The following is a 16,915-nucleotide window of genomic DNA, read 5'->3' on the forward strand; positions in this document are numbered from 1 at the left end:
CCGTGTTTTTTCCTGCCGCGCTAGACTTCGCGCACATGGTCGTCGATCGAGTCGTGCGCGGAGCGCGCGTGGTGATGCCTTCGGGCGAGAAGTCCGCAGCCGTGCATGTCGCGAAAGGCAAGATCGCCGCGATCACGGATTTCGACGACGTGCCTGTCGGCGTGAAGACGGGCGGCGTGGAGATCATCGAGGCGGGCAACCTCGTCCTCATGCCTGGCCTCGTCGACACGCACGTCCACATCAACGATCCCGGCCGCACGGACTGGGAAGGCTTCGAAACGGCCACGCGCGCGGCCGCGGCCGGCGGGGTGACCACCCTCGTCGACATGCCCCTCAACAGCATTCCCCCGACGACCACACTCGAGGGACTGCAGGCCAAGGTTCGCGCGCTCGAGGCCAAGGCGCGCGTCGACGTCGCGCTTTGCGGCGGTCTCGTGCCTGGCAACGCGAAGCCGCACGGCGATCTCGCCGCGCTCTTCCGCGAAGGAGCCCTCGCATTCAAGTGCTTCCTCGCCGAGAGCGGTGTCGCCGAATTCTCGCACGTCATGGAAGACGAGCTCCGCGAGGGCATGCGCGAGCTCGCCCGTCTCGGTGCACCTCTCTTCGTCCACGCCGAGCTGCCTGAGCCCTTGTCCGAAGGGGAGAAGGCGGCGATGGGCCTCGACCCCCGCAAATACGAGACGTATCTGCGCTCACGGCCTCGTCGCGCGGAAGACGCCGCGGTCGATCTCGTCCTTCGTCTCGCGAAAGAGACGGGAGCGCAGGCGCATATCGTTCATCTTTCGTCCTCCGATGCACTGTCCACCGTGCGCCAGGCGAGAGATGGCCGAGTTCCGCTCACGGTCGAGACGTGCCCGCACTACCTCACGTTCGCTTCCGAAGAGATCCCCGACGGCGGCACGGCCTACAAATGCGCGCCGCCCATCCGCGAGAAGGACAACCGCGAAAAGCTTTGGAACGCGCTTCGCGAAGGCCTCGTCGATCAGATCGTCACCGATCACTCCCCGTCGACCGTCGAGCTCAAATGCAGCGGTTCGGGTGACTTCATGAAAGCGTGGGGCGGTATCTCGTCTCTGCAGATCGGGCTCGCGGCCATCTGGACGAGCGCGCGCGAGCGCGGGTTCTCCGTGACCGATCTCGCCTCGTGGATGAGCGCAGCTCCTGCCCGGCTCGCCGGCCTCACGGGGCGCAAGGGAGCGATCGCCGTCGGCTGCGATGCCGATCTCGTCCTGTGGGACCCCGACGGCCAGCACTCGATCGACGCGACCTCGCTCGAGCACAAGAACAAGATCACGCCGTATCAAGGTCGCAGTCTTCGAGGCGTGGTGGAGCGCACCATTCTTCGCGGAGAGACCATCTACGAACGCGGCAAAGGCGAAGAGCGCTTCCGGCAAGCGCCTTCCGGCCGCTGGTTGAGGAGAAGCTAGTTTCGCCATGACGAACACGACGACGAGTGGAGAGCTGACGCAGCTGGTCGATCTCGCGGCCGAGCGCCTCGGCGGATCGGTGCTGTGGGCCTCGGATGACTTCTTCGCGAGCAAAGACAACCTGCTCAAGCCCGAAGAAGCCATCTTCATCGAGGGCAAGTACACCGACCGCGGCAAGTGGATGGACGGCTGGGAATCGCGCCGTCGTCGTGACCACGCCTTCGCGTCCGCCGGCCCTCATCCCGAACACGACTCCTGCATCATCCGGCTCGGGCTTCCCGGTGTCGTGCGCGGCGTCGTCGTCGACACGGCATTCTTCAAAGGCAACTACCCCCAGGCATGCTCGATCGAAGGCGCAAGCATCCAGGGCCATCCCGATCTGGCGACGCTCCTCTCGGAAGAGATCGTCTGGACGGAGATCTTGCCGCGCGTCGATCTGAAGGGGGACTCGAAGAACGTCTTCATGATCGCGAGCGCCCAGCGCTTCACGCATCTCCGCTTCCACATCCACCCCGATGGCGGCGTTGCCCGACTTCGCGTCTACGGCGACGTCATGCCCGACGCTCGCTGGCTCGGAAAGAGCGAACGCCCGCAGCTCGTCGACCTTGGCGCTGCCGAGCACGGCGCGGTCGTCGTCGCCTGCAACGACATGTTCTTCGGCTCGCGTCACAACCTGATCATGCCGGGCCGCGGCGTGAACATGGGCGACGGTTGGGAGACGAAGCGCTCGCGTCGTCCAGGCCCGGATTGGGTCGTCGTGCGCCTCGGCGCCGAGGGGGTTCTCGAGCGCGCCGTGCTCGAAACCACGCATTTCAAGGGCAACGCGCCCGATACCTGCGCGATCGAAGTCGCCCACGTTCCGCCCGGCGCGCCCGATCCCGACGGCAGCAAAGACGAAGGATGGACGCCGCTCCTCCATCGCACGAAGCTCCAGCCCCACACCACGCACGTCTTCGAAGACGAGTTCGCCGTCCACACGCCCGCCACACACGTACGCCTACGCATCTGGCCGGACGGTGGCGTGAGCCGTCTTCGACTCTACGGTGTGGCAACCGACGCCGGCCGCGAAACCTTCGGCATGCGCTACCTCCGTGCGATGCCCGACCCGGAGCTCGATTCGGCGCTTCGCTCGTGCTGCGGTTCGAATGCGTGGGTGACGAAGATGCGCGAGGAGCGCTCGAAGAATCCCGGTGTCTTCTCGACTCTGAGCTCGCTCGCCGAGAAGGCCTCCTCGATCTGGAGCGCGCTCTCCACCGGCGATCACGACGAGGCCTTCCGCGCTCACCCGCGCATCGGCGAGAAGAAGGCTGAGGGGCCGCAGAGCAAGACGGCTCAGAGCTGGAGCAGCAAGGAGCAGTCGAAGGTCGACACCGCGAGTCAGGTCGTTCGCGACGAGCTCCGCGCGGCCAACGAGGCCTACGAGAAGAAGTTCGGTCGCATCTACATCGTGTGCGCCACGGGCAAGAGCGCCGAGGAGATGCTCGCCATCGCCAAGGAGCGCATGAGCAACACGCCGGAGATCGAGCACCGCCGCGCCGCCGAGGAGCAGCAGAAGATCACCGAGCTCCGTCTCGCCAAGCTCGTTCGTCGTTAGGCCGAACCAGGAACCACGATGCGATCGATCTCCACGCACGTTCTCGACATCACCCGTGGCCGTCCCGCCGAGGGCGTTCCCGTCGTCCTCGAGAAAAAGGAAGGTGGCGCCTACGTTCGGGTGAACGCGGGCACCACCGACGCCGACGGGCGCATCAAAGAGCTCGTTCCAGAGGGCAAGCTAAGCGAAGGCATCTACCGGGTGACGTTCGACACGGAGGCTTATTTCTCCGCGCAGAACGTCACCGGGTTCTATCCAGAGGCGAGCATCGTCTTCACGATTCGCGACGCCGCCGCGCACTACCACGTGCCGCTCTTGCTCAGCGCCTACGGCTACTCGACGTACCGCGGGAGCTGAGCGCGAGCCTCACTGCTCGAGGAAGGGCACGATGCGCCGGAGGAGCGCGTCGAACGAGGGCCTGTAGCCGTAGTTCGCCGCGCTCGGATCGTCGAGCTGGATCGGGCAGATCGAGCCGATGATGCCGCTCTCGCCCATGCCCTTGGCCACGCGGAATTCACGCGGCGTCGGATAGGCCTTTCCCTTCGTCTGCACCGAACCGCTGCAGACCGGCGAGGTGGTGGGGCCGTTGCAATCGCATGACGGATCCCCGCCTGTACACGTCTTCGGAGATGGAAGCGTGAAGGTGCAGGCGTACTGGAGATCGTCGTTGTCCGTGTTCCACTCTCGGCCATGAATCGGATCGCTGTTGTCGGCGCTTCCCGGAAGCGGGAGACCCGCACGCGGCTCCACCGACTGCACCATGTGTGGATCGATCCCCGCGTAATTGTAGCCGTCCGGATTCGCGCCGAGGATGGGCGCCCATGCCGTCGGCGTGATGCGTGAGCTGACCGGGTTCTCGAGGTCCGTGTAGAGGAGTTGGTTCGGCACGCCACCAATCACGAGCAGTGCGACCTGTTCCGGTCTCCTCGGTCCAGCCGGCAGCTTGCAATAGTCTCCGCCCGGGTCGGGGAGACTTCCAGCGAAGATCGGGTTGCGGCAGCGCGGAATCCCGTCATAAGGCTCGACTCTACCGTCGCCGTCGGTCGTATGTTCGTTGCTGCGCGCCGGCACCCGCGAGTGGGTGAGCGCATCGACGTAGCGGTTGATGGGATACTGAGGATCGACGCCGAAGCGTTGCTTCATGTGGTGGTAACGGACATTGAGCGAATCCTCGGTAGGACCGTAATAGCCGCCGTTGATGTGGCAGGACGGGTCGGCCTTGATTGCCTCGCAGGCAGGATCACCCGTGATGCACGAGTTGACGAAGCCACACGAGGTGCAGGCGCCGCTCACTGGATCGGTCGCACACGCGCTCGTCGCGCGCGGTGCCGTCGTACCGAGGCCCGTCGGGCGCGCGACGATGGAGCCAGGGAAACTCGTGTTCGAGAACGCCCAACCTTGGCCGCCGATCGATCGGGGGTCGGGGGAAGAATCGTCTTCGTCCGTGAGCATCACGATGGCGAGGAACGAGTCTGGACGAAGAAAGTTCTTTCGCTGCTTGAGGAGATCCGTGTCGACGGCCGTTCCGTAGTCGGCGAGGCCATTCGTCGTTTTGACGTTGACCCACGGATCGGGAGCCGAGAGGAAGTGGTAGAGGGATTCTAGTTGGGCCTCGAGTCCGCAGCCCGTCTGGTCCATGTCGTTCACGAGCGCTTGGACATCTTGCTTCAGGATGTTGGCGTCGGTGATCGGTGACACTGAAGCATTCTGCAGCCGCGTCAACGTCTCGACGGTTGCGCTGGGAAGTGCCCACGGGAAGAATTGGAACTCCCTCATCGCCACGGTGTCGGGCGCCGAGGTGCTGGTGAAGAGCCTTCCATGATCGTTGGTGCGGTCACCGTAGGCGCAGACGTCGCCGCCGAACCCTCCGAGCGACGAGGAGATCGCGCCAACATGCATGTCGTTGACAGGCATGAATGCGGGCGCCGTACCAGCCGGGCATCCGTAGCGGTTCGCTTTGGACTGCCTCGGATCGGAGAGAGCGCCCGAAGGGATCCCACTCGGCGAAAGGCACGGCGGGCGCACGAGCCCGTCGATCAGCGTGGCCGCGGAGTTCGCGAGAACGGACTGCTTGTCGCCCATCGACGCCGAGTTGTCGATGACGAAGAGGAGGTCCACCTTCCCTGAGGGAATCAGCTCGGGCCAGTTCTCCACATAGGTTCCGTCGTCGTCGCCGCCGTCGCCGTTCCCGTTCGGAGCCGAGCCGTCGTCGTTGGAGGCGCCGCCATCGGCCGTCTCCAGGACGGTGGAGATCTTCGCACAGCCAAGGCCCATGCTGCCGACAACAAGCAGAGCCGTGATGATCCCAGACGCGAATACTTTCGACCGCATGACGGACAGGGCCCTCGAATCTTGCGAACGGCTCATGGCGGATAGCAGGATTTTTTCTTGAGCCATTCGTCGTGCGCCGTGGCCCTCTCGGACGTGGCGTACGCCCCAAGCTCCAACCATGGCTCGGCCGCGATCCATGTGCTAGATGCGCGGCTGGTGGGAACGCTCTCTCGGTCCCTGGCGGATGCGGATCCGTCCAACACGCCCAGCACGCGAGCGCTGAAGGTCGCCGGAGAAGACGCATCCGGATCGCAGGACGATGCCCGGCTCGTGCTTCGTGCACGCGAAGGCGAGCGCGTCGCGGAAGAGCTTTTGTATCGGCGCCATGCGCCCTCGGTTCTCCGGCTGGCGACGCGTCTCCTTGCGTCGAGTGACGACGCGATGGACGTCCTGCAAGACGCCTTCGTGACCGCGTTCGAAGATCTCGCGGAGCTTCGCCAGCCAGGCGCGTTTCGGACGTGGATTCATCGCATCACGGTGCGCCTCGTCCATCGTCGGTTCCGTCGACGCCGCCTCTTGCGCCTCCTTGGTCTCGACCGAGAGCGCGATGAAGTCTCGCTCGACGCCTTGGCTGTCGAGTCGGCATCTGCCGAGGCCCGTGCAGAGCTGCGATGGCTCGATGAGGCGCTCCGCAAGGCGACCGACGCCGACCGCATCGCGTGGTTGCTCCGTCACGTCGAAGGGCTCGCGGTGGACGAGGTAGCCTCGGCCTGTGGCTGCTCCCCGGCAACGGCGAAGCGTCGGATCGCCAGCGCTGATGCAGTCGTTCTCCGTCATCTCGGAGCCGCGAAGGAAGGCGGTCGCCGGTGACGCGCCTTGCCGATCAGCTGACGAGCGAGGTCGACGAAGCGGCCATCGATGCCGCGTGGAACGCGATCGGTCCAAAGCGAGTGCGCGCGCGACGGCTGAAGCGGGCGCGCGTGGCCGCGCCAATGGTCGTCGTTCTCGTGGCGCTGCTCGTTTTCGGCCTGCGTAGCCTCGGGCACCCACCCGCGCCAGGGCCTCTGGCGATGGCAGGTGGCGGAGCGATGCCAGCCCTCTTCGAGACGATTGCGCCGAACGTCTTTCCCTTGGACGACGGTTCACGCCTCGAGCTCCACGAAGGCGCGCGCGTTTCGACGAAGCGAACGGACGGCCATCGCGTAGTCCTCGGACTCGAGCGCGGAGGCGCTACGTTCGACATCAAGCCCGGGGGCCCGCGCATGTGGGTCGTCGACGCCGGCGATGTGACCGTGCGCGTGCTAGGAACGCGCTTCTCCGTCGTTCGCGACGCATCGGACGACGTGCACGTCGTCGTCGAGCGTGGGAAGGTGCTCGTCGAGAACCCGCGTCTCGCGGGCGGTTCGGTCATCTTGGTCGCCGGGCAATCGGTGGACGTGCATGCTCCCACGGCGTCCGCATCCCTCGAGCCTTCGGTGCCCGTCGAGGAGGCCGGTACGAGGGCGCCCGATGGTGTGGTCACCTCCGACGAACTGCCGACGCCGCCGGCGAGCGCGCGTCCGTCGGCTCCCGCCTCCACGCCGAGTGGGGCGGTCGCGACCGCTGCGGTGAAGGCCGCACCCTCGAGTACGGCAGTCGCAGCCGCGTCCGCGCCGGTCGTCGATCCCATGGCAAGTGCCGACGAGGCGAGGCACGCCGGGCGTCCGCGCGAGGCCGTCGAGATTCTCGGGAAGCTCGTCGCGCAGCGCGATCCGCAGGCCGCGCTCGCCGCGTTCACCCTCGGAAAGATCCACGCGGACGACCTCGACGATCCGTCGACGGCGGGCGACTGGTTCGACCGTGCCACGAAGCTTGGCCTGCCGGGAGCGCTCCAAGAAGATGCAAGCTCGCGCGTCGTCGAGTGCTATGCGCGCGCTGCGCGCAAGGACGATGCGAAGGCTGCCGCCATTCGATATCGAGAGTCGTTTCCTCAGGGACGACATCTCGAGCGCGTGAGGGCGTGGGCAGCTCGTTGAAGCGTCAACGTCGCATGCGATGGACGCTCGCGTGCCTCGGTGGACTCCTCCTCGTTTCGGCTGACGATGTCGCGTCCGCACAGGTCGAAGTTCACGATACGGGCTCCAAGGTCGACGCCCGAAAGCTCGATGCTCTGGTCGCGCTGGAGCTCGGCGAGCAGGGAACGTCGATCGACGTCGTGGTGACGATCGCCGACGACGCTACGAGTGCCGAGCTCGTCGTTCGAGACGAAGCGCTGAGCGCCGAACGACATGCGGTCGTCGATCTGAGCGGAGTCACCGACGTCGAGCGCATCATCGCGCTTTCGGTCGGCGAGCTCGCACGGAGCGCAGGCGAGCCTCCGCCGCCTCCGCCTCTTGCTCCATCACCGCCTCCGTCTCCGCCGCCACGTGATGCGGCACGTCCGGAATCGTCAAGGCCCGTCCGAGCGCCTTACGTCCTCGCGCAGATCGGCCTCCGGACCATGTTCTCGGGCGGAGCGACCGTTTTCACGCCGCGCGTGGAAGGCGGTCTCTCGCTCTCGCCCTCGTGGCGTGCCGGGGCCTTCGGCTACTACGGGCGAGCCTCCGCCGACGACGTTCTCGGTTCTGTGGCAGTCGACATGGTCGGGGCAGGCGTTTCGACCACGTTCGATTTCGTACGTAGCGACCGCGTCCTGGTCGGAACCGGACCGCGTCTCGAGCTCGGTTGGATGTGGGGCCGCGGGGAGGGAGTCGGCGCATCGACCTCGTCGACCCCGACGTTCGCGGCAACGTGGGAGCTGCAGGCCTTCACGCGGATCGTCCGCTCGGCAGGCGTCGTCGTGGCGCTCGACCTCGGGTTCGCCGGGCCAGCGCTGGATCTCCACGCGAATGACGCGAGCGATCGGAGCGTGCTCAACCTGGCCGGCCCGTACGCTGGGCTCTCGCTGGGGCTCGGCATCCTCCCCTCGCGAGTGCCCTGAATCCGTCGGCGCCCCCCATCCCAAAGCCGCGCTGCGAATACGAACTTGAGACGCAGGCGATGCTTGTCTTGGAGCCGTGTCGCTTGCGCGTCTCACGACCGCGCGTCTCGCCAGCGTGCGTGAATTGCTGCTGAGTAGACATCCAATCGACACACGAGGCATAGTCGATGCAATGTCTCCGGCGACCGTCACCGAGTGGCTCAATCTCTGCGTCCGCTGGATGCACGTGATCAGCGCGATCATGTGGATCGGCAGCTCCCTCTTCTTCAACTGGCTCGACGCCCGCATCGAGGTGAACGAGCGCACGAAGGCGAAGGGCATCGAGGGCGAGCTCTGGATGGTCCACTCGGGCGGCTTCTACGACGTCGAGAAGACGCTCGTTGCGCCCGCGCAGATGCCGGAGAAGCTCCATTGGTTCAAGTGGGAGGCCGGCTTCACGCTTCTGACCGGCTGGCTCCTCCTCGACATCGTCTTCTTCCAGGGCGGGGGCGTGACGCTCGTCGACCCCAACGTGTCGAGTATCTCACCGGCTGCGGCCACGGCGCTCTGCGTCGGTGTGCTGGTCGGCTCGTGGTTCGTCTACGACATTCTCTGGCGCTCGCCGCTCACGAAGAACATCTACGTCGGCGCCGCGATCACGTACGGGATCGTCATCGGCGTTCTCTACTTCCTCTCGCACACGATCAGCGGGCGCGCGGCGTTCTTGATGACCGGTGCGATGATGGGAACGTGGATGGCCACGAACGTCTGGGTGCACATCATCCCCGCGCAGAAGGGCCTCGTCACGGCGGTCAACGAGAAGCGAAAGCCCGACGCCAAGCTCGCCAAGCAGGCGAAGACGCGCTCACGGCACAACAATTACATGACCTATCCGGTCGTGTTCATCATGCTGAGCAACCACTTCCCGGGCGCGTACGGGAACAAATACAACTGGGCGATCCTCGCGGGGCTCGTCGTGGTGGGCGCGGGCATCCGTCACCTCCAGAACGTGAAGAAGGAGCTCTCGCCGGCGATTCTCATCGGTGCGCTCGCGATCTTGCTCACGGTCACGCACTCGTCGCTGACGTCGTCGGCGTCGTCGGCCTCGGCCGACAGCGGGGATGCGCTTCCGACCGGGCCGCTCACCGTGAGCGAGCCGAAGAGCCAGGGCGGCCCCGACCACGTGGCCAACGAGAGCGTGGTCGGCACGCTCAAAGGCACCGTTCGTTTGAACGGCACTCCGCCCCCGCCGAAGGAGCTGAATCTCGGCACCTGCACCACCGATGCGAAGGGCCCGGTCTACTCGGACGCCGTTCTGGCGAAGAACGGGTTTCTCCAGAACGCGTTCGTCTGGGTGAAGAGCGGCCTCGACAACTACAAGGGCGCGCAAGCTCCCTCCGCGCCGATCGTGATGGACCAGAAGGGCTGCCTCTACAGCCCCCACGTCATTGGCGCGCAGGTCGGCCAGAAGGTCGTGTTCCTCAACAGCGATGCCGTGCTTCACAACGTGCGCGCCGTGGCGGAGAAGAACGCACCCTTCAACGATCTGATGCCCACGAAGGACATGCGCCTCGCGAAGACCTTCGACAAGCAAGAGGTCATGGTGCGCGCGAAGTGCGACGTGCACCCGTGGATGAGCGCGTTCGTCGGCGTCGTCTCGCACCCGTTCTTCGCGGTCTCCGGCAGCGCGGGCGAGTTCAGTCTCGTGAACGTGCCGGAGGGCGAGTACGAGCTCGAGGCGTGGCACGAATCGTTCGGGCGCCTGACGCAGAAGGTGAAGATCAAGCCGCGCGAAACGGCGAACGTCGCGTTCGACTTCCGCGTGGAGTGATCCGTTCGACGACTCTTCAGTCCGAGAAGTCGTTCGTCATGTAGAAGCGGCCGCCCACGTCGACGAACCCCACGCCGACGCGGCGGAACTTCGGATTCATCATGTTGTCGTAGTGTCCGCCGCCCGGGCCCTCGTCCATCATCAGCTTGAGCATGATGTCGATCTGCTTCTTGCCGTTGGTGGTGGCATCGGGATCGAGCACGGGCACACCGTTCGGATCGCCCTGATTTTCCGCGCTGCGTGAGCCGAAGCCGGGCGCGCCCTGAGCGTTCGCCGCGAAGTTCGCGTGAGGAACGTGATCGCGCGAGAGGCGCTCGGAGCCGGCACGGGCGAAGCTGCTGATCTTCGCGTCGTAAAGGACTGGCTCGAGACCTTTCTGCGCGCGGTAGGCGTTGATGCGCTCGACGTTGTAGCGGGCGCGCTTGTCGCTCGGCCACGGATCGGCGGGGCGGGCAGGAGGTGGCGGCGCTTCGACCGTGCGGCGTGTCGTTCGTGTGGTCGTCTTCTTGACCGAACCGTCCGGCATGCGCTCGTAGGTGACCTTCTCCTCGACCACCTCGCCGTCACCCTTGGCGTTCTTCGAGCTCGGACTCTTGCCGCCGTGACCGCTTCGCGCGTGGTCGGACGGCCCGCACGCCAAGAGCATCGTCACGCAAGAGAAGAAGACGCTTCGAAGAACCATCGCCTGCGATGCTAGCGCTTTGCGTCGTCCCATGGCCACGCATGCGCGAGAGCGCGACCATTCGGACGCACGCGTTCAGGTCGAACGCGCCTCGACGATCGCTGCGAACGATCGCGAGCGAAGCTCGTCCAGCGAAAGCCCCGTGGGCTGCACGTCGTTCTCGTCGAGCGCTCCGCACGCAACGCCGCGCAGGAAGAAGTTGAGCAGGCCCTGGCCCGTCGCCGCGTCGTCGAAAACCTGACCCGAACGCGTGGCCTTGGTCGCGCGGTCGACGAACGTGCGAAGGCGCGCGGACATCGCGTTTCGCTCGCCGAGGAAGAAGGCGTAGAGCGCGCCGTAGCGCGCGGGCAGCTGCGCGGGATGCAGATCCCAACCTTGATAGATGCCCATCGCGAGCGCGCTCCGGACGTGGCGCGCGTGGAGGCGCCAAGCGCCGTGGACGTCGCTCTCGTTCTCGGCCGCTTGTCGAGGATCGAGCGACTGGCCCGCCGCTGCCTTGTGGCGCGGAAGAGGAAGAATGGTCGTGGCGCCGTCGACGACCGCGACCGGGCCGTCGCCGAGCGAGAGCTGCATCAACATGCGTGCGGCGTCGCACGCGGGATGGTCGAGCCGCTGCTCGGTGGCGCTCACGCCGAGGCTCGCCGTGAGATCGTAGGCGCCGAGGTGCGCAGCCACGCAACGACCGTTGGCCGCCGTCACGAGGGCAGGCAAGGCCACGCTGCCGTCCTTGGCGACGAGCGACTTCGGCGACTCGACCATGAGCTCGATGCCGATCGTCTTGGGCGCGAGGCCGTTTTCGCGCTCGAGATCGTCGAGCAGCGAGGCGAGCGCCGCGACTTCGTTCGGTGCCTCCACCTTGGGGAGGGTTACCGTGAAGCCCAAAGGCAGTGCTGCCGACGATGCTTTGGCGAGCGTCGTCACGAAGAGGTCGAGGGTTCGGATCGCACGTCGTGCCGTCGCGGTCGAAAGCGCCTTGATACGCATGCCGACGACGGGCCCGGGCGCTTGCGATGCCTTCGCGAGCTCGGTCGCGGCGCGTTCGGCGTCGGCGTCTTCCTCGGCGTCGGGGCGCGGCCCGTAGCCGTCTTCGAAGTCGATGCACATCGCTTCGAGTGGTGCGTTGGCGAGCTTCTCGCGGACTCTCGCGGCGACGATGGAACCCTCCTTGCCGGCCCCGACGAGCGCTCCGAAAGCGTCGTCGTCCTTTCCCCACGTGGCCATCGCGTTCGCCGCGAGTTTGCCGAGCTTTGCGGCCGCGTCGGCCTTGTAAAGGTGGGCGCCGCCGTACAGCACGTGGACCGGTCGCCGCGCGCCGGCCGTCGCAAGCGTTGGGACGGAGCCGAGCAGGGCAAGGGCGGCTTCGATACGTGCAGAGGGAAGAGAACCAGAGACCGTCATCGCGAGCTGTTGTAAAGGATGCAGACCGTCGTGACAAACCGGGTCATCCACGGAGACTGTCTCGAGGTCCTACCGCGCATCGCGGACGCCTCGGTGGATCTCGTCTACGTCGACCCCCCGTTCAACACGGGCCGCGTGCAGCGTCGCGAACGCCTGCGGACCATCCGCGACGAAGAAGGCGGCGACCGCACCGGCTTCATGGGTAAGCGGTATCGGACGGAGCGCGTCGCTCGCGACCCTGGCTTTGCGGATCGCTTCGAGGACTACCTCGCGTTTCTCGAGCCGCGCCTGCGCGAGGCGCATCGCGTCCTCAAGCCGACGGGCAGCTTCTACTTCCACATCGACTATCGCGAGGTCCATTACTGCAAGGTGCTGCTCGACCGCATCTTCGGGCGAGAGGCCTTCCTCAACGAGATCATCTGGGCCTACGACTACGGCGCGCGCTCGAAGAAGCGTTGGCCGGCCAAGCACGACAACATCCTTTTCTACGCGAAGAATCCGGCGAAGTACCACTTCGACCTGAGCGAGGTCGACCGCATCCCGTACATGGCGCCCGGGCTCGTGGGGCCCGAGAAGGCAGCGCGCGGCAAGCTTCCCACCGATACGTGGTGGCACACCATCGTGAGCCCGACCGGCAAGGAGAAGCTCGGTTACCCAACGCAGAAGCCGCTCGGCATTCTCCGTCGCATCGTCCGCGCGTCGTGTCCGAAGGACGGGCTGGTCCTCGACTTCTTCGCGGGCAGCGGCACGACGGGGGCGGCGGCTCTCGAGACCGGGCGAAACTTCTTGCTGGTCGACAAGAGCGCAGCGGCCATCGAGGTCATGCGCCGCCGCTTCGCCGAGCTGCCCGTCGAGTTCGACGTCGGCGAGTGACCGCGTTCAGCTCCGCTCGGGGGGCGGTGCGTCGGCGAGGGCGAGCACGCCGGCCCCGGTGATTCGGTAGACGATGGCCGTCGCGCCAGCGTCGCGTTCGTCCTCTTCGCCGTCGGGTGCCTCGCCGTATTCGCCGGTCGCCTCCACGAGACCGAGTGAGCACAAGCGATCCATCGCGTCGTATTCGTCGGTCGCAAGCTCCGCCGAATCGAGGCCGCCGTGGTCTTCGTCCGAGAGTCGGACCTCGCGAAGGAGCGCGTACTCGGCAGGCGAGAGTGTGGGCAGCGGCATGCCCTTCCCATACCGCAAAGGGCGAACATCGGTCGGCCGACCGTGTCGGGAACGAACAGGCTGTTTCGAGTTCCGACAGCCGAGTCCGCTGGCGGACACGCCCTTGGGCCTTCCATCTTCGACGTGAGTGCCTATTTTCTCGATGTTCTCGCGGAGCGTCGCGCGATGGCCGTCTCGGCACGGGGGGTGCAAAGAGCCTCGACCAAGATGAGCGCAGCGACCTGCCCCAACGCGAATGTCTACGACGTGAGCATCGACATGCCTCCGTCCGTTCGGGTCGAAGGCTTCCTCGAGTGCGTCGAAACGAAACGACGCGACGCACTTCGGCTGCGCTTCGCCGCGATGGCGATCGGTCTGGTCATGGCGGTCTCCGGCTATCTGAGCTCGACGAACGCGAACCGCATGCAGGCTTCCGGGCCGAGCCCTGCGGACACGAACGTGGTGAGCTCGATCGCAGGCGAGCGCTGACCAATCCACGGTGCCCAGCCCTCGACGCCCCGGCCGTCGTCCAGACCTCACTGTCGGTCGATTCCGCTGACCGAAGAACTCACTGTCAGTCAGTTCTGCGGATCTCTCGGGGATCACACAGCTCTCATCTCGAGGCTCGGAGCCGAGAGCTCACTGGCGGTCAGTTCTTGAGAGGCTCGGGGGCTCACTGTCGGTCAGTTCTTGAGGGGGCCGAGAGCTCACTGTCGGTCGGTTCTCGTGCGGGTGAGTGTCGCGCGGGGCGTGCGGCCGCGCTCGCCGGCGACGCTTGACGCTGAACGGATGCGCAGCTCTTGTTGAGGTGTGTTCCCGCTTTGGGCTCGCAAGACATTCGACGAAGTCCGTCGCCTCGCGCGGCCGATGCGCGCGTACCTCGAGAGGCACGAGCGCGGTCACTTGGTCATGCGCTTCGTCTTCGATGACTCGGCGCCCCTCGATCATCGGCGCGTGCACGTGATCGGAGCCGACGGCGTCGTTCGCAAGTTCGGTTACGCGCCCTTCTCCGAACCTCAGCGCATCGCGCTCGGGCGCACGGAGGGCGTTGCCCTGCGTTTGCTTCGCACGTTCGACGACGGCGCATGGGTGCGGCGCGAGCAGTTGGGCGAGCTCATCGCAGACTGCCGCGCACACGAAAGCATGAATGGCGTGGCCAACGTTCTCGATATCGCGAATGGCCTCCGAGACGTTCGTGGGATCTGCATGTGGGGGCCTTCGGTGATGAACGATCCGTGGATCGGCTACCACTGGGCAGTGAAGGTCGACGACGCCGTCACGCGCACCGGCGCGCCGCTCTTCGAGCCCTATTTGCCGTAAGCCGTCGTCTCGTTTTCGGGCTGGGGAAGGATGCCGAGGCGCACGTAGATCGGCCTGACCTCTTTGCGGAGCGCCGGCAAGTTACGGAAAAACAGCGTCACGACTGCGAGCGTGACCACGCCCCCGACCCGCACGGCGGTGGGCGCCCCGAAGCGATCGCTGATGGCGCCCGCCGCGAGGCTTCCGAAGGGCACCATGCCGAAGAACGCCATCGTGTAGAAGCTCATGACGCGGCCGCGCATGTTCTCCTCGGAGAGCGTCTGCAGCAGCGTGTTGCTCGACGCCATCGTGAGCATCATTCCGGCGCCGCACAGAGCGAGCAGCGGAACCGAGAGCCACAGCGATCGTGACAACGAGAACGCGATGAGGCCGAGGCCGAACGTATAACCGCCGGCGACGATCACGCGACCGAGCCCACGAACGCTCGAACGCGACGCGAGCCAGAGAACGCCGCCGATCGCGCCGACGCCGACGGCGCCCATCATGAGACCGAGCGTGTGCGGGCCGCCGCCGAGGACCTTGCTGGCGAAGATCGGCATGAGAACCGTGTAGGGCATGCCGCTGAAGCTCACGACAGCGAGCAAGACGAGCAGCGCGCGAATCGGCGCCGACCCGGCGACGTAGCGGAAGCCCTCGCCGAGATCCGAGACGAACTTGGCGTGCTTCTTCGGCGCCTCGCGGGGCGCAAGCCGCATGGCGAGGAGCGATGCGATGACGGCGACGTAGCTGAGCGCGTCGAGGCTGAAGCACCAGCCTTCACCCACCAGCGCGATGAGCACGCCCGCAATCGATGGTCCGAGCAGACGCGCGGCGTTGACCATCGACGCATTGAGCGCGATGGCATTCGAGAGATCTTCGCGCGATTCGACCATCTCGACGACGAACGCCTGTCGCCCGGGCGTATCGAACGCGTTGATGAGTCCCTGGAACACCTGCAAAACGAGGATGTGCCAGACGGTGATGAGGTGCGTGAGCGCGAAGAACGCGAGGAGCGCCGACTGGATCATCGCCAGCACTTGCGTGACGACGAGCACACGGTGGCGATTGGTCCGGTCGACGACGACGCCGGCGAACGGCGCGAGCAGGAACGTCGGGATCTGTCCGGCGAAGCTCACCGTGCCGAGCAGCAGCGCCGAGCCGGTGAGCCGGTAGACGAGCCAACTCGTTGCCACGCGTGTGATCCACGTGCCGATGAGCGACAGGCCCTGGCCCATGAAGAACAGACGATAGTTCCGCGAACGGAGCGCGCGGCCCATGTTCGCGAACGCCGTCGTCTTGCGCGCTTCCGAGGCCACGATGCGACCATAACGTTTCGAACGCATGGCTGCACGAACGAGCCGACGTCATCGCGCATGAGCTCTGCGTCGGCGATAGCGGCGCGAGGAAGGCGCAAGGAAGGCGCAAGGAAGGAAGGTGACGAAGGTACGTTCGTGCTCTATCGATGCTCGTGCTCGATGCTCTACCATCGCGAGCATGCGCCTCTTCGGCTTCGCATGTGCCTTGGTTGTCCTCTCGTCGATCGCAGCATGCTCCTCGTCGGACGGTTCGCCCGGCTCGTCGCCAGCAGGAACGTCGACGACGACCGGCGTGTCGAGCGATGGGAAGCTCTACGGTGATGCGCACGACGGCATCTACAACCTCGGCCCCGTCGATTGGGCGGAGACGCAGTGGCACAACTCGTGTTCGCCGTACGACTCATCGATCCCGCCGATCTACGGCAACTACCTGGCGGGCCTCGAGCTGACGTTCAACGGCAACGGGCAGCTCTGTGATGCGTGCATTCAGATCACGACGAAGAAGGGAAAGTCGCTCGTCGCGCGCGTGGTGACGACAGGCGTGACGAACCACAAGGAAGACATCGATCTCAGCCCCGAGGCCTATGACGCGCTCTTCAGCGGCGAAGAGCCGAGGCTCATGACCTGGCAGCTCGTGTCGTGCGCGGAGTCGGGCACGCTTCGCTATCAGTTCCAGACCGGCGCGCACGTCGACTGGTCGAGTTTCTGGGTTCGCAATCCGCGCATTCCGATCAGCAAGGTCGAAGTGAAGAGCAGCCGTCACGACTTCCGCGAGCTTCGTCGCGAGACGGACGGAACGCTCAACGACGACAGCGGCTTCGGGCCGGGCGAGTTCACCATTCGTCTGACCGGCATGAACGGTCAGGTCGTCACCGACACGTTCCCTGGCTTCTCGCCCGGTGAACTCCTCGTCGGAAAAGCACAATTCTGATTTGCGCCGTGGCGACGTGAAGCCGGACGGTGTGAAACGCGTGTGAATCGGCGGCCGAGCGCTGGCGAGCGGGCATGCCCGTCGC

The 16,915-nt window shown here is 65.9% G+C and carries 16 protein-coding genes; 11 read left to right on the forward strand and 5 right to left on the reverse strand.

What is annotated here, in order from left to right; translation table 11 throughout:
* Nucleotides 1–35: 35 nt before the first annotated feature.
* From allB to uraH, 3 genes are read left to right on the forward strand one after another with little or no spacing between them, the layout of a single operon-like run.
* Complete coding sequence (gene allB, locus AKJ09_RS27420; RefSeq protein ID WP_146650771.1) at nt 36–1,427, forward strand: allantoinase AllB; 1,392 nt, start codon at nt 36–38, stop codon at nt 1,425–1,427.
* Between the two features lie 7 nt (nt 1,428–1,434).
* Nucleotides 1,435–3,021, forward strand: a complete 1,587-nt coding sequence (gene alc, locus AKJ09_RS27425) for an allantoicase (protein ID WP_146650773.1) — start codon at nt 1,435–1,437, stop codon at nt 3,019–3,021.
* Between the two features lie 18 nt (nt 3,022–3,039).
* Nucleotides 3,040–3,378, forward strand: coding sequence for a hydroxyisourate hydrolase (gene uraH / locus AKJ09_RS27430; RefSeq protein ID WP_146650774.1), 339 nt, complete (start codon nt 3,040–3,042; stop codon nt 3,376–3,378).
* A 9-nt stretch (nt 3,379–3,387) separates the two neighbouring features.
* Here the strand turns inward: uraH and AKJ09_RS27435 are convergent, their stop codons facing one another.
* On the reverse strand, nt 3,388–5,352 hold the full coding sequence (locus tag AKJ09_RS27435; RefSeq protein WP_146650776.1) for a hypothetical protein: 1,965 nt from the start codon (nt 5,350–5,352) through the stop codon (nt 3,388–3,390).
* Between the two features lie 156 nt (nt 5,353–5,508).
* Here AKJ09_RS27435 and AKJ09_RS27440 point away from each other — a divergent pair, with 156 nt between their 5' ends.
* The 4 genes from AKJ09_RS27440 to AKJ09_RS27455 all read left to right on the forward strand — a co-directional run bounded on the left by AKJ09_RS27440 (nt 5,509) and on the right by AKJ09_RS27455 (nt 10,061).
* Nucleotides 5,509–6,162 (forward strand): RNA polymerase sigma factor, encoded by a 654-nt coding sequence (locus tag AKJ09_RS27440; RefSeq protein ID WP_169927914.1) that lies wholly within the window; start codon nt 5,509–5,511, stop codon nt 6,160–6,162.
* On the forward strand, nt 6,159–7,307 hold the full coding sequence (locus AKJ09_RS27445) for a FecR domain-containing protein (RefSeq protein WP_146650780.1): 1,149 nt from the start codon (nt 6,159–6,161) through the stop codon (nt 7,305–7,307). Before AKJ09_RS27440 ends, AKJ09_RS27445 begins: the two co-directional genes overlap by 4 nt.
* Before the next feature lie 14 nt (nt 7,308–7,321).
* Entirely contained in the window at nt 7,322–8,251 is a 930-nt protein-coding gene (locus AKJ09_RS27450) for a hypothetical protein (protein WP_146650782.1), read from the forward strand.
* 172 nt (nt 8,252–8,423) lie between these two features.
* Nucleotides 8,424–10,061: a urate hydroxylase PuuD gene (locus AKJ09_RS27455; RefSeq protein WP_146650784.1), complete on the forward strand. Its 1,638-nt coding sequence runs from the start codon at nt 8,424–8,426 to the stop codon at nt 10,059–10,061.
* Between the two features lie 16 nt (nt 10,062–10,077).
* On the opposite strand, the gene AKJ09_RS27460 is transcribed toward AKJ09_RS27455, so the two are convergent.
* Together AKJ09_RS27460 and AKJ09_RS27465 are read right to left on the reverse strand one after the other, a co-directional pair.
* Nucleotides 10,078–10,743 carry a CAP domain-containing protein gene (locus AKJ09_RS27460; protein WP_169927915.1) on the reverse strand — a complete coding sequence of 222 codons (666 nt, stop codon included), beginning with the start codon at nt 10,741–10,743 and terminating at the stop codon, nt 10,078–10,080.
* A 75-nt stretch (nt 10,744–10,818) separates the two neighbouring features.
* Entirely contained in the window at nt 10,819–12,141 is a 1,323-nt protein-coding gene (locus AKJ09_RS27465; RefSeq protein WP_146650788.1) for a DUF6986 family protein, read from the reverse strand.
* A gap of 18 nt (nt 12,142–12,159) precedes the next feature.
* On the opposite strand from AKJ09_RS27465, the gene AKJ09_RS27470 reads away from it, so the two are divergent.
* Nucleotides 12,160–13,014 (forward strand): DNA-methyltransferase, encoded by an 855-nt coding sequence (locus AKJ09_RS27470; protein ID WP_146650790.1) that lies wholly within the window; start codon nt 12,160–12,162, stop codon nt 13,012–13,014.
* A gap of 6 nt (nt 13,015–13,020) precedes the next feature.
* Here the strand turns inward: AKJ09_RS27470 and AKJ09_RS27475 are convergent, their stop codons facing one another.
* Nucleotides 13,021–13,305 (reverse strand): hypothetical protein, encoded by a 285-nt coding sequence (locus AKJ09_RS27475; RefSeq protein WP_146650791.1) that lies wholly within the window; start codon nt 13,303–13,305, stop codon nt 13,021–13,023.
* Between the two features lie 207 nt (nt 13,306–13,512).
* Here AKJ09_RS27475 and AKJ09_RS27480 point away from each other — a divergent pair, with 207 nt between their 5' ends.
* Nucleotides 13,513–13,773 carry a hypothetical protein gene (locus tag AKJ09_RS27480; RefSeq protein ID WP_146650793.1) on the forward strand — a complete coding sequence of 87 codons (261 nt, stop codon included), beginning with the start codon at nt 13,513–13,515 and terminating at the stop codon, nt 13,771–13,773.
* Between the two features lie 378 nt (nt 13,774–14,151).
* Entirely contained in the window at nt 14,152–14,604 is a 453-nt protein-coding gene (locus AKJ09_RS27485) for a hypothetical protein (protein ID WP_169927916.1), read from the forward strand.
* Here AKJ09_RS27485 and AKJ09_RS27490 read toward each other — a convergent pair.
* Complete coding sequence (locus tag AKJ09_RS27490; RefSeq protein ID WP_240488603.1) at nt 14,592–15,926, reverse strand: MFS transporter; 1,335 nt, start codon at nt 15,924–15,926, stop codon at nt 14,592–14,594. The genes AKJ09_RS27485 and AKJ09_RS27490 overlap by 13 nt on opposite strands.
* Before the next feature lie 151 nt (nt 15,927–16,077).
* On the opposite strand from AKJ09_RS27490, the gene AKJ09_RS27495 reads away from it, so the two are divergent.
* On the forward strand, nt 16,078–16,830 hold the full coding sequence (locus AKJ09_RS27495) for an expansin family protein (protein WP_146650797.1): 753 nt from the start codon (nt 16,078–16,080) through the stop codon (nt 16,828–16,830).
* Nucleotides 16,831–16,915: the final 85 nt, after the last annotated feature.

It is taken from the genome of Labilithrix luteola (genome assembly GCF_001263205.1).
Taxonomy (GTDB): Bacteria; Myxococcota_A; Polyangia; order Polyangiales; family Polyangiaceae; genus Labilithrix; species Labilithrix luteola.